11 protein-coding genes are annotated in these 12,758 nt (G+C 62.1%); 2 read left to right on the top strand and 9 right to left on the bottom strand.

Annotated features, from left to right (window positions below):
- Positions 1-45: 45 nt before the first annotated feature.
- The 9 genes from ACFE70_RS13905 to ACFE70_RS13865 form a co-directional block, all read right to left on the bottom strand.
- Positions 46-846, bottom strand: a complete 801-nt coding sequence (locus ACFE70_RS13905; protein ID WP_375418362.1) for a DUF1080 domain-containing protein — start codon at positions 844-846, stop codon at positions 46-48.
- 55 nt (positions 847-901) lie between these two features.
- Entirely contained in the window at positions 902-1,789 is an 888-nt protein-coding gene (locus tag ACFE70_RS13900; RefSeq protein ID WP_375418361.1) for a hydroxypyruvate isomerase family protein, read from the bottom strand.
- Between the two features lie 129 nt (positions 1,790-1,918).
- Positions 1,919-3,136 carry an aminopeptidase gene (locus ACFE70_RS13895; protein ID WP_375418360.1) on the bottom strand — a complete coding sequence of 406 codons (1,218 nt, stop codon included), beginning with the start codon at positions 3,134-3,136 and terminating at the stop codon, positions 1,919-1,921.
- 409 nt (positions 3,137-3,545) lie between these two features.
- A complete protein-coding gene (locus ACFE70_RS13890) occupies positions 3,546-4,034 on the bottom strand; it encodes a c-type cytochrome (protein WP_375418359.1) in 489 nt (162 codons plus the stop codon).
- Positions 4,035-4,052: 18 nt separating this feature from the next.
- The gene (locus ACFE70_RS13885) at positions 4,053-5,105 is read right to left on the bottom strand and encodes a sugar phosphate isomerase/epimerase family protein (protein ID WP_375418358.1); all 1,053 of its coding nucleotides are present in this window, start codon (positions 5,103-5,105) and stop codon (positions 4,053-4,055) included.
- 7 nt (positions 5,106-5,112) lie between these two features.
- Positions 5,113-6,264: a Gfo/Idh/MocA family protein gene (locus ACFE70_RS13880; protein WP_375418357.1), complete on the bottom strand. Its 1,152-nt coding sequence runs from the start codon at positions 6,262-6,264 to the stop codon at positions 5,113-5,115.
- 127 nt (positions 6,265-6,391) lie between these two features.
- Complete coding sequence (locus tag ACFE70_RS13875; protein ID WP_375418356.1) at positions 6,392-7,648, bottom strand: nucleoside permease; 1,257 nt, start codon at positions 7,646-7,648, stop codon at positions 6,392-6,394.
- Between the two features lie 174 nt (positions 7,649-7,822).
- Entirely contained in the window at positions 7,823-8,434 is a 612-nt protein-coding gene (locus tag ACFE70_RS13870; RefSeq protein ID WP_375418355.1) for a gluconate 2-dehydrogenase subunit 3 family protein, read from the bottom strand.
- A 172-nt stretch (positions 8,435-8,606) separates the two neighbouring features.
- The gene (locus ACFE70_RS13865; RefSeq protein WP_375418354.1) at positions 8,607-10,283 is read right to left on the bottom strand and encodes a GMC oxidoreductase; all 1,677 of its coding nucleotides are present in this window, start codon (positions 10,281-10,283) and stop codon (positions 8,607-8,609) included.
- Between the two features lie 239 nt (positions 10,284-10,522).
- On the opposite strand from ACFE70_RS13865, the gene ACFE70_RS13860 reads away from it, so the two are divergent.
- Together ACFE70_RS13860 and ACFE70_RS13855 are read left to right on the top strand one after the other, a co-directional pair.
- Positions 10,523-11,461, top strand: coding sequence for a sugar phosphate isomerase/epimerase family protein (locus tag ACFE70_RS13860; RefSeq protein WP_375418353.1), 939 nt, complete (start codon positions 10,523-10,525; stop codon positions 11,459-11,461).
- A 217-nt stretch (positions 11,462-11,678) separates the two neighbouring features.
- The coding region (locus tag ACFE70_RS13855) for a Gfo/Idh/MocA family protein (RefSeq protein WP_375418352.1) at positions 11,679-12,758 on the top strand (1,080 nt) is incomplete at its 3' end.

Below are 12,758 nucleotides of genomic sequence, written 5' to 3'. Positions count from 1 at the left end.
CGCGAAACGGAGTTTCGCGTTACGTTACATCCCTACCCCCTCTCCTTATTGCGCCGCCGCCGGCAGCTCGCGCAGCCAGATGTTGCGGAAGCTCAGCGGCTCGCTCTTGTCGCCGTGGGCTTGCAGCTTAATGGGGGCCGGGCCGTGGGCCTGCTCATACGTGGCCTTGCCGATATAGCGCGTAGGACCCGTCAAGACCGTGTTGTTCTGCACCAGCATGCCGTTAAAGAAAACCGTAACTCTGGCCGGCGTCCCTACCCCCCCCGCAGCCGTGAAGGTCGGCGCGGTCCACACCACGTCGTAGGTTTGCCACTCGCCGGGCTTGCGGGCCGGATTGGCCAGCGGCGCCGTTTGCTTGTAGATGCTGCCGGCCATGCCGTTGACGTAGGTTGGGTTTTGGTAGGCGTCCAGGATTTGCAGCTCGTAGCCTAGGTCGCCCTTGCCGATGGAAGCCAGAAAAATGCCGCTGTTGCCGCGGCCCTGCCCCGTGCCGCTAATGCCGGCCGGCACGCGCCACTCCAGGTGCAGCTGATAGGAGCCGAAGCTGCGCTTGGTTTCGATGTTGCCCTGGTCTTTTTTCACCGTGAACGCCCCGCCGCCTACCGTCCACTTGGCCGGCGCGTCGCGGTTCTCAGTCGAGACCCACTGGTCGAGGTTTTTGCCGTCAAATAAGATAATGGCGTCGGCGGGCGGGTCGGCGCTGGTCTTGCCGGGCGCCACTACGGGCGGCACGGGCTTGTACACCTCCGTGTCCTCGGGCTTGCCCGCGGGCGGGGTCGTTTGCTGGGCCTGCGCGGCGCCAAACGTGCCGGCCAGCAGCACCGGCAGTAGCAGATGGGGTTTCATAGGAGCGAGGGGGGTAGGGTGGGGCAGATAAGCGGGCTGACTGCTGACGAAGCTCTCACACGTCGCAGAGCTGCACGGCTTTGCGCAGCGAGGCGAGCTTGTCGGGCTGCGCGGGAATGAACTCCTGGGCCACGTAGCCCGTGAAGCCGGTGGCCCGAATGGCGCGCATGATAGCTGGATAATACAGCTCCTGGCTTTCGTCGATTTCGTGGCGGCCGGGCACGCCGCCGGTGTGGTAGTGACTGATGTAGGGGTGAAACTCGGTCAGGTTGCGAATCACGTCGCCCTCGTCAATCTGCATGTGATAGATGTCGTACAGCAGCTTGAAATGCTCCGAGCCCAGCCGCTTGGCCAGCGTCGCGCCCCAGGCCGTGCGGTCGCACTGGTAGTCTTTATGGTCAATCTTACTGTTGAGCAACTCCATGACCAGCACCACCTTGTGCTGGGCCGCCAGCTTGACCAGCGGCGCCAAACCCTTAACGCAGTTCGCCCAGCCAGCCTCGTCGCTGAGGCCGCGGCGGCTGCCGCTAAAGCAAATCAGGTTCTTATAACCCGCCTGCGCCACCCGCGGAATCATGTCGGCGTAGTTTTTCTGAAGCGCGGCGTGAAACTTAGGGTCGTTGAAGCCGTCGGTCAGGTTCAGCTCGGCGCCGTTGCACATCGAGGAGTCCAGGCCGTACTTTTTCAGCGTCGGCCACTCCTTCGGCCCCACCAGGTCGATGCCCTTGAGGCCGATGCTCTTAGCCGCCGCGCAGAACTGCTCCAGCGGAATATCCTGGTAGCACCAGCGGCACGCCGAGTGGTTGATGTTGCCCTTCAGCGCCGGCTGCTCGTCAGGTTGGGCCACGGGTAAGAAAGTGCTTGCGACCCCTGCTGTGCCAACGACTGCCGTACCGGCCAGCAGGTTTTTGAGGGCCACGCGGCGAGAGGGGGGTAGGGACATGATAAGGAGGTGTCAACAATGCACAACTTCGGCCCAAAGTAGTATAACTTCTCGACAGTCGAACGATAAAAGGGCCAGTCAATGCTTCATTGACTGGCCCTTCAAGCCCGGCACGCGCCGCCGCGCGGCTTACTTCCGGCTTTTCTTGGGGGCCGGCGCCGTGCTGGCTACGGCCGTGGATACCAGCTGGCCGTTGCGCACCAGCACCTTGCCATCGACCTCGACCGTGGCGTTGGCGATGGGAAAGCTGTAGCCGCCCGGCGATTTGTTCGTGCCGCCTAGTAGGCTGTTGTTGCCCGTTCGCAGGTACACCATGCCGGCCGCCGTGTTGGGGTTGTAGGACTTGTCGCTCTGCGGCTTCATCACCGGATTCAACCCAATGGAGAAATTGGTGATTTGCATGGCCGTGGGGCCGTAGGGCGCCATCTGCTGCTGAAAAGCGTCGGCGCCAGCGTCGGCGCGCACGTTGGCGAGCTGGCCGCTTTTCAGGTCGGCTTTGAAGCCCGTCAACGGCTTGCCATCGGAAATGTAGTCGTTGGCCGCTGCCAGGCGGCCCGTGCCCGACGTTTCCTGGCAGGTGCCGTAGATGCGCCCGCCGGGCAGCGCCGCGGTGCGGTTGTAGATAAGCTTCTCCTGCTGGTCGGCCGCCGATACCACGCCGTCGTCGGTAAATACGGGCCGGCCGCCCAGCTCCAGGGTCAGGTCGGTGCCGGCGGGCGAGGTAATGCGCATTTTTTTGCCCGTGGCCAGCGTCTGCTTCAGGCGCTCGGCTTGCCCGGCAATGGCCGCGTAGTCGGCGCCGATGCCGCCCCATACCATTTGCTCGTAACTGGGGTAGTCGAGCTGCTGCGCCGCCGCAAAGCTCTTGTTGGGGTAGCTCACAAATACACCCCGCAGCTTGCTGGCGTCGAGCTTCTCCGTCAGGCCGGACGCGGCGGCTACCTGGCTGAATTTAGCCATCCGGGCCGGGCTCACGCCGGCCATCACGGCGCGGCCATCCTCATACTGGGGCAAGGTGATGAGCACGTCCGCCTGCAAGAGCCAGTTGTTGGTTTTGTCGGCCTGGATGGCCGACTCGGGCATCTCCATCAGCTCGGCGCGCGCCACTTTGTCGGTGCCGAGCATCATAGTGGCCTGCCCGCCGGCGCGGGTCACTTCCACGGCCACGGCTTCCATGAGCGGCAGCGTGTGCTGGCCCCCCGTAATCACCACCAACTCGCCGGGCTTCACCCCGGCCGAGGTGTTCACAATCTGCTTGGCAATCTGCTCGTAGTTCTGCCCGAAAGCCGGTCCGGTCAGCAAAAGCAGACTCAGAATACCGCTCATTAGTACACCGCGCTTCATCATGATGATAAGGGTTTGGGTGAGAAAAAAGACCAGCGGTCCGGGACGACAGCCTGGCTGGCTGTCCCGAACCGCTGGTCCTGGGCAGGAAGTCATTAGGTCAGCCTACGGAAGCGCCATTTAATGGCACAAGGTAGAGATTAATTATAAACTTTTCTAGTATAGCTATTTACTTTAAGGAAATAAAATTTCCCCGGTCATTCCTATCGCCGCTGTTATTCCCTGGGGGGGTAGGGCCAGCCTTTGCTGGTTCGCTAAAACGTCCTGCCGGAGCCTTCCGCGCGGCAGGCAGCAGGCTCTGGTAGGACGTTTCGGGTACTTTCCCCGTGCGCACTTGCAGCTATTGTCTCCCCGAAGTTTGAGAAGATTTGGCGGCGGGGACACGTTCCGCATCCTGCGCCACCAGCTGGACTTACTTCAGGCTCAAGACGTACTTGACCATCTCCCGCGCGTCGGTTTCCGACAAGTTGGCGTGCGGCGACATCGGAATTTCGCCCCAGTGCCCCTTGCCACCCTGAATGACGCGGCCGGCCAGCATGGCGATGTTGGCCTCGGTGTCGGGGTATTTCTCGGCCACCGCCACGTAGGCCGGGCCCACCAGCTTCTCGTTTTCCTTGTGGCAGCCCAGGCAGTCGGAGCCGCTGATGAGCTTGGCGCCGTTGGCCACTAGTCCGCCCGAGTGCTCGGTGCCCAGCTTGGTCACGCTGGTGTCAATCTGGGGCTGGTGGGCCACGGCCGACACGTTGCGGGTCGTGGTGCTGTCGCTTTCCAACTCGGCCGAGGAGGCTTCTTTCACGCTGCGGACCTCATCGGGACCGTCTTTTTTGTAGCCGGAGTCGCAGGCCGCGAGCAGGGCGCAGAGGCCAAAGCTGAGGGGTAGGAAAAGGGCTGATTTTCTCATGACAAAATAAAGTAGCGGTTAAAGTCCGAGCAAGGTGTTGTTGAATGTAGGGTCGGCGACAGTGGCCACGAAATCATCAAATGCCTTGTCCGTGACGCGAATGATGTGGTTGCGGATGAACGGGGCGCCTTCGCGGGCGCCGTCTTCGGGGTGCTTGAGGGCGCACTCCCACTCCAGCACGGCCCAGCCGGCATAGTCGTAGGCGGTGAGCTTGCTGAAAATAGCTTTGAAATCGACCTGCCCGTCGCCCAGCGAGCGGAAGCGCCCGGCACGGTCGAGCCAGCTCTGGTAGCCGCCGTAGACGCCCTGCCGGCCGTTGGGCCGAAACTCAGCGTCCTTGACGTGGAACATCTTTATCCGCTCGTGGTAGAAGTCGATATACTCCAGATAGTCAAGACACTGCAAGATGAAGTGCGAGGGGTCGTAGAGCAAGCAGGCGCGCGGGTGCTGCCGCACCTGGTTCAGAAACCGCTCATACGTGGCGCCATCGTGCAGGTCCTCGCCGGCGTGGATTTCATAGCACAGGTCCACGCCGCACTCGTCAAAGGTATTGAGAATCGGCGTCCAGCGGCGGCCCAGCTCGGCAAAGGCCGTCTCGACCAGGCCCGGCGGGCGCTGTGGCCAGGGGTAGACCATCGGCCAGGCCAGCGCCCCGCTGAAGGTAGCGCAAGCCTTGAGGCCCAGGTTCTGCGAGGCCCTGGCGGCGTAGTGGAGCTGCTGCACGGCCCACTGCTGCCGGGCCTGGGGGTTGTTACGGTAGGTTTCGGGCGCGAAGCCGTCAAAAAGCTGGTCGTAGGCTGGATGCACGGCCACAAGCTGGCCCTGCAAGTGGGTCGACAGCTCGGTTATTTCCAGCCCGGCAGCGTTTACCACGCCTTTAATTTCGTCGGCGTAGGTCTGGCTTTCGGCCGCTTTTTGCAAGTCGATGAAGCGCGCATCGAGGGTCGGAATCTGGATGCCCTTGTAGCCCAGCCCGGCCGCCCACGCGCAGATGCCCGCCAGGCTGTCGAACGGGGCCTGGTCGCTGATGAACTGGGCCAGGAAAATGGCGGGTCCCTGAATGGTGGTCATGAGGCGCTTAAACGGTGAAGTCAGTCCACTTCTGGCTCGACTGGCTGGAGGCAACGACGGTTTCAATAAAGGCCATGCCCCGGATGCCCTCTTCCAAACCCGGAAAATCCAGGGCTTCAGGGGAGGCGGGCCGGCCGGCCAGGTCGGCCTGCAAGGTCAGGGCGAAGTTGCGGTAGAGGTTGGCGAAGGCTTCGAGGTAGCCTTCGGGGTGGCCGGCCGGCACGCGGGTGTTGTGGCGGGCGAAGCTGCCGACGTAGCCCGTGCCGGTGCGGCGAATTTCGGCGGGCCGGTCGGGCCACTTCACTTGCAGGGTGTTGGCGTCGACCTGCTGCCACTCTACCCCCCCCTTTTCGCCATAGACCCGGATGCGGACGTTGTTTTCCTCACCCGCCGCAATCTGTGTGGCCGTGAGCACGCCGCTGGCCCCGCCCGTCAGGCGCAGCAGCACGGCGCCGTCGTCATCGAGTTTCCTACCCCCCACCACGGTGTGCAGGTCGGCGCAGAGCTGCGTCACCTGCAAGCCGCTCACGTATTCGAGCAGATTAAAGGCGTGGGTGCCGATGTCGCCCATCGCGCCGGCTACGCCGCTGCGGGCAGGGTCGGTGCGCCAGGCCGCCTGCTTGTTATCGGCGCCTTCTTCCAGGCTGCTCAGCCAGCCCTGCGGGTACTCCACGTACACCTTGCGGATGGCGCCGAGCGTGCCGGCGGCGATGAGCTGCCGCGCCTCCTTGAGCATGGGGTAGCCGGTGTAGGTGTGGGTCAGGCATAGCCGCCGGTCGCTGGTTTCGGCTATCTGCGCCAGCTCTTTCGCTTCGGCCAGTGAGAAGGTCATCGGCTTGTCGAGGATGACGTGGAAGCCGCTTTCCAAAGCCAGCCGGGCCGGCGCAAAGTGCAGGTGGTTGGGCGTCACGATGCTGATAACCTGCACCCGCTCATCGGCCGGCCGCTGCTGCTCCTGGCTTAGCAGCTCCTGGTACGAGCCGTAGACGCGCCCGGCGGGCAGGCCCAGCAGTTCGCCCGTCGCCCGCGACTTGTCGGCGTCGCTACTAAAGGCGCCGGCCGTGAGTTCATACAGGCCGTCGAGGGCGGCGGCGTGGCGGTGCACGGCGCCGATAAAGGCGCCCGGCCCGCCGCCAATCATGCCCAAGCGTAATTTCATGCGGTAATAATTGGGCAGTGTGAGTCGTAGGGTGCGGGGCTTGCCCCCGCCCGGCGCGTGAACGACCGGCGTTGAGATGTTACTAATGTATTGGCGCGCCCCGCCGGGCGGGGACAAGCCCCGCACCCTACACCTCCACGCGGGCCGTGGTTTCGGCGAAGGTGATGGTTTCGTCGGAAACCGGGGTAGCGTTGCGGTCTTTAAAGAGCAGTAGGAACACCAGCAGCACCGCCGCGGCGATGCCGGCTGGAATCAGCCAGATGGTGCGCCAGTCGTGCAGGGTGGCAGAGGTCTGGTGGGCGTCCACAATCTGGCCCGAAAGCAGGGAGCCTATCAGCATCCCCACGCCGTAGGTGGCTAGGGTGATAAAGCCTTGGGCGGCGCTCTTCGACTGCTCGCCGGCCAGGTTGTCGGTGTAAATCTGGCCCGTGACGAAAAAGAAATCGTAGCAGATGCCGTGCACCACGATGCCCGCAATCAGCATCCAGTAGGCCGAGTCGCCATTGCCGTAGGCGAAGAACAGGTAGCGCACCACCCAGGCCAGCATCCCGATGGCCAGCATCTTTTTGACGCCCAGCCGCACAAAAAACACCGGAATCAGCAGCATAAACAGGACCTCCGACACCTGCCCCAGGCTCTGCACACCCGCAGCTGATTTCATGCCCGCCTCATTCAGAAATGGATTCGTGAAGCCGTAGTAAAAGGAGAGCGGCACGCAGATGGCCACCGAGGCGAGGAAGAAAATCAGGTAGGAGCGGTTTTTCAACATTCCAATGGCTTCCAATCCCAGCAGGTCACTGACCGAGCTTGTGCCTTCGCGCTTGATGGGGGGGGTAGGGGGCAGCGCGAAGCTGAACAAACCCAGCAGGGCCGAAGCGCCGGCCGCCATGCGGAAGGTGAGCACGAGGCTGCCGTTCTGCTCCCAGTTCAGCCAGCCGATGGTCAGGCCCGCGATAATCCAGCCCAGCGTGCCCAGCACCCGCACGTTGGCAAATTCCTTCTGTGGGTTCTGCATCTGCCGGAAGGAGATAGAGTTGACCAGCGCCAGCGTGGGCATGTACACGATCATGTACAGCAGAATGTAGGGATAAAACGCGCTAAAATCAGCCGCGTTCGAGGCCAGCCAGAGCAGCACGGCGCCGGTCAAGTGCAGCACGCCCAGAATTTTCTGGGCCGAGAAAAACCGGTCGGCAATCAGCCCGATGATGAACGGCGCCACGATAGCGCCGATGGATTGCGTCAGGAACGCCGTGCCCACCTGCGTGCCGCTGGTGTTGAGGTTCTTGAGCAGATACGTGCCCAGGGTCACGAACCAGGCGCCCCAGATGAAGAATTCCAGAAACATCATCACGGACAGCTTCAGGCGGATGGCGGGCGTCATCATGGGCTTGGGAATTTGGGAGGGGGTAGGGAATTTGGAACATCATGCCGGATAGAACGTCATGCTGAGCTTGCCGAAGCATCTCGCTCGGGGAAGTAATCTAATCGTTGTTGTTGCTTGATTACTTCCCCGAGCGAGATGCTTCGGCAAGCTCAGCATGACCGCCTCTTTATAGGCCTAGGTTGCCCAGGCCTTGTCGCCTTTCTTGTAGGGATAATTGCCGTCGTAGCGGCCGGGCACGGGCAGGTAGCGCAGCGCCTTGGTGGCGCCGACTTCCGACGTGAAGTAGCCCAGCAGCGTGAGCTGCTTCATCATGCGGAAGTAGTGGCTGGGGTCGTCTTTGCGCTGATTGGCCGTGAACGCCTTTTGCTCCTGGTCCAGCGTGGTAAGCAGGGCCGTGCGCTGCTGGGGTGTTGACTCCATAAACTTCTTACCGTGCGCTTTCTCGGCGCGCTGGTCAAGCTGGGTAAGGCCGTCGAGGAAGACTTTCTGGTCCTTGGGCTCGTAGCAGTCGCGCACCATCACAGACATGAAGCTGCCGACCTGCGCCGCCTTGGCGCCCGGCGTGCTGGTGGTGGGCAAAATGGTTTCGCCCACCTCGTCGAGCAAGGCGATTTGACTTTTATTCAGCAGCGATTTTTCCTCAACAATTGGCTGGCCGGCCTGGGCCGCTTTGGTTTTGGCTTCTTCCTTGGCCGGCGACGAGCAGCCGGCGAGGAAAAAATCGGCGCCAATAACGGTGCCGCCCATTAGCAGCGCCACACGGGCGAGGGCATCTCTTCTATTCATAATGATTAGTTGTCAGTTACGTTAGTTGGTAGCAGGAAACAAAAAGGTGGTCATGCTGAGCGCAGCCGAAGCATCTCGCTCGGGGAAGTAACTCAATCGTTCTGCCATCTGGATTACTTCCCCACGCGAGATGCTTCGGCAAGCTCAGCATGACGTTCTTTTTGCTAGCCACTCAAGTATTTTGCTTTTTCAGCTCGCTCACGGCGTGGTCCACGGCGCGGGCGGTGAGGGCCATGTAAGTCAGCGAAGGGTTCTGGCAGGCAGCTGAGGTCATAGCGGCGCCGTCGGTCACGTACACGTTGGGCGCGTCCCAGACCTGATTATGCTTATTGAGCACCGACGTTTTAGGGTCGCAGCCCATGCGGGCGGTGCCCATCTCGTGGATGCCGCCGCCGAGCACGTAGCCGTTGTTGTAGGTCTTCACGTTCTTGAGACCCGCCTTTTCCAGCATTTCCTGGGCGTCCTGCATCATGTCGATGCGCATCTTCTGCTCGTTGTCGCGGATGTGGGCGTCGATGGCCAGCACCGGCAGGCCCCACTTGTCCTTCTTGGTTTTGTCGAGCGTAATCTGGTTGTCGTGGTAGGGCAGGGTTTCGCCGAAGCCGGTCATGCCCATCTTCCAGTTGCCGGGCTCGGTCAGCGCTTCCTTGAAGTCGGCGCCGATGCTCATTTCCGGGATTTCGCGGGCCCAGCCTTCGCGGCCGGCGCTGCCCTGGTAGCCGAAGCCGCGGATGTAGTTGCGCTTGTCGCCGAACAGGTTGCGGTAGCGCGGGATGTAGATGCCGTTGGCGCGGCGGCCGTAGGTGTACTTGTCCTCGTAGCCTTCCACTTCGCCGTTGGCGCCGGCCCGGAAGTGGTGGTCCATCAGGTTGTGGCCCAGCTCGCCGCTGCTGCTGCCCAGCCCGCCGGGCCACACGTCGGTGGCCGAGTTCATCAAAACCCAGGTCGAGTTCAGCGTCGAAGCATTGACGAAAATGACCTTGGCGAAGTACTCGTAGGTTTGATTCGTTTCCGAGTCCAGAATCTCGACGCCCTTGGCCCGCTTGGTATCCTTGTCGTAGAGAATTTTGGTGACGATGGAAAACGGGCGCAAAGTGAGGTTGCCAGTGGCCACGGCCGCCGGCAGCGTGGCCGACTGCGTGCTGAAGTAGGCCCCGAACTGGCAGCCCAGCCAGCACTTGTTCTGGTACTGGCAATTCACGCGGTTGTGGTGGGGCTGGGTGATGTTGGCCGTGCGGCCAATCACCATGCGCCGGTGCTCGTAGTTTTTCTTGATGCGGGCGGCCACGTCCTTTTCCACCACGTTCATTTCCATCGGCGGCATGAACTCGCCGTCGGGCAGCTGCGGCAGGCCTTCCTTCGAGCCACTGATGCCAGCGAACTTCTCGACGTGGCTGTACCAAGGCGCCAAATCCTCGTAGCGGATGGGCCAGTCAACGGCGATGCCGTCCTTGGCGTTGGCCGTGAAGTCGAAGTCGCTCAGGCGGTACGACTGCCGGCCCCACATCAGCGAGCGGCCCCCCACCTGGTAGCCCCGAAACCAGTCGAAGGGCTTGACCTCCGTGTAGGGGCTGTCCTTGTCGCTGGCCCAGTAGGGCAGGTTGGTTTCGTTGAGGGTGTAGTCCCGTTTCAGCACCGGGTAGTCGTTAATCATCTCCTGGGTTTTGCCACCGCGGTGCAGGTAGTCCCAGGGGGCCTTGGGCGTGTTCACGTAGTCCTTGATGTGCTCTACGTTGCGGCCCCGCTCCAGCATAATGGTTTTCAGGCCCTTTTCGGTCAGCTCCTTGGCCGCCCAGCCCCCGCTGATGCCCGACCCGATTACGATGGCATCATATGTATTTTTTTCCATGTTTAGCGAAGAGAGGTGGGATGGGATTGAAGAATAAGAAGAATTAAATGGCAAGCAAGATAAGGACAATGCGGGTGGATTCCAATCAAATTGCGCTGACGAACCGCTGGCGCGGCCTTGGCCGCCGGCAGGGGGGTAGGGAATCGCGGCGTAATACTACTGTTTCGCTTATTATTGCTGAAGCGAGCGGGCCCGGCACCGGGTTCGCCTGCACCTCACCTTTTTTTCCTGCCTGTCTTATGGTCGCTACCCGTCGTCAGTTTCTGAAGAGCGCCGCCGCCTTGGCCGCCGCGTCAACCGTCGCGCCGGCCTTGCTGGCCGAAGCCCTGGCGCCCAAGCCGGCGTTGGAAATCTCGCTGGCGCAGTGGTCGTTTCACAAAGCCTTGTTCAGCAAGCAGATGAGCAACCTCGACTTTCCGGTGGTGGCCCGCCAGAAGTTTGGCATCGGCGCCGTGGAATATGTCAATCAGTTTTTCAAGGACAAAGCTCAGGACCAGGCTTACCTGCGCGAGCTGCTCCAGCGCTGCCGCGACCACGGCGTGAAAAACCACCTGATTATGATTGACGGCGAAGGCGACCTCGGCGCGCCCGCTGGGCCCGAGCGCGCCAAGGCGGTCGAAAACCACTATAAATGGGTCGATGCTGCCCACGCGCTGGGCTGCCGCACCATTCGGGTCAACGCCTTCGGCAAGGGCTCGGCCAGCGAGGTGCAGCAGGCCGCCGTCGAGGGGCTGAGCCGGCTGGCCGAGTACGCCCAGAAAGCCAACCTGAACGTGATTGTGGAAAACCACGGCAGCTACACCTCTAATGGCGAGTGGCTGCTGGCCACCATCAAGAAGGTGAACCGCCGCAACGTGGGCATCCTGCCCGACTTCGGCAACTTCTGCATCCGCCGCGCCACCGGCGACCTCTACCAAGGCGAGTGCGTGGAAGAATACGACAAGTACAAGGCCGTGAAAGCCTGGCTGCCCGTAGCCAAAGGCGTCAGCGCCAAGGCCTTAAACTTTGATGCGGCTGGTAACTGCGTCGAAACCGACTACGAGCGCATGTTCAAGATAATCAAGGCTTCGGGCTTCAAGGGCTACGTCGGCATTGAGTACGAGGGCGACAAGCTGGGCGAGGAAGAAGGCATTCGCAAGACCAAGGCGCTGCTAGACAAAGTGATGAAAGTGAGCTAAGGCGAAGCCGCCGGCGCTCCTCCCGCTCTATTGCCCGCGGAAAGGGGGTAGGAATCAGCTTTGCAAATTCAAATCCCTACCCCCCTCCCCGGCGCCAATGCTCCCGAATGCGAAAGGGCGTCCGCTCAGCATTGCGGGGGCGAAGCCGTTGGGATGAAGATGCTTATACTTGTACTACCTGCCTGAAAACACTTTTCCCACCCCAACCACCAACCCTATGAGCCAGCTTCCAGATTCTCCCTCCCGGCGCGATTTTATTAAAAGCAGCGCCATTGCGACGGCCGGCATCCTGATTGTGCCGCGCTTCGTGCTCGGCGGCCGGGGCTACACCGCGCCCAGCGACCAGCTGGTGGTGGCGGGGGTAGGCGTGGGCGGCAAGGGCGAAAGCGACCTGGCCATGTTTGCCAAAACCGGCAAGGTGCGTATCGGCTACCTCTGCGACGTGGACGACCGCCGCGCCGCCAAATCGGTGCAGGCCAACCCCAAAGCCAAGTACTACAAGGACTGGCGGCAAATGCTAGACAAGGAAAGCAAGAATTTCGACGCCGTTTCCGTCTCGACCCCCGACCACAACCACGCCAACGTGACCCTGGCCGCCATGCAGCTAGGCAAGCACGTGTACGTGCAGAAGCCGCTCACCCACGACATCTATGAGGCCCGCGCCCTGACCGAAGCCGCCAAACGCTACAAAGTGGTAACCCAGATGGGCAACCAGGGCGCCTCCAACGACGGCACCCGGCAACTCCAGGAGTGGTTCGATGCCGGCCTCATCGGCGACGTGCACACCGTCTACTGCTGGACCGACCGGCCCGTGTGGCCGCAGGGCATTGCCTGGCCGGCCACCGCGAGCGGAGGCGCGCCCAAGGAACTGGAGTGGGACCTGTGGCTGGGCTCGGCGCCAGCCCGGCCCTACGTCGATAAGCTGGTGCCCTTCAACTGGCGCGGCTGGTGGGAGTACGGCACCGGCGCCCTCGGCGACATGGGCTGCCACCTCATGGAGGCGCCTTTCCGGGTGCTGGGCCTGCAATACCCGACCAGCGTGCAGGCCAGCGTGGGCAGCGTGTACGTTGATGAATTTAAGCGCGGCTACTTCCCCGAGAGCTGCCCGCCGTCGAGCCACGTCACGATGAGCTTTCCCAAAACTCCGAAAACCAAGCAAGCCCTCACCCTACACTGGATGGACGGCGGCATTCAGCCCGAGCGCCCCGACGAGTTGGGCCCCAACGAGGTGTTTGGCGACGGCGGCAACGGCACGCTCTTCGTGGGCACCAAGGGCAAGATGATGGCCAGCACCTAC

This window comes from uncultured Hymenobacter sp., assembly GCF_964243305.1.
GTDB lineage: Bacteria > Bacteroidota > Bacteroidia > Cytophagales > Hymenobacteraceae > Hymenobacter.
This window is presented reverse-complemented; position numbering and strand designations above follow the sequence as displayed.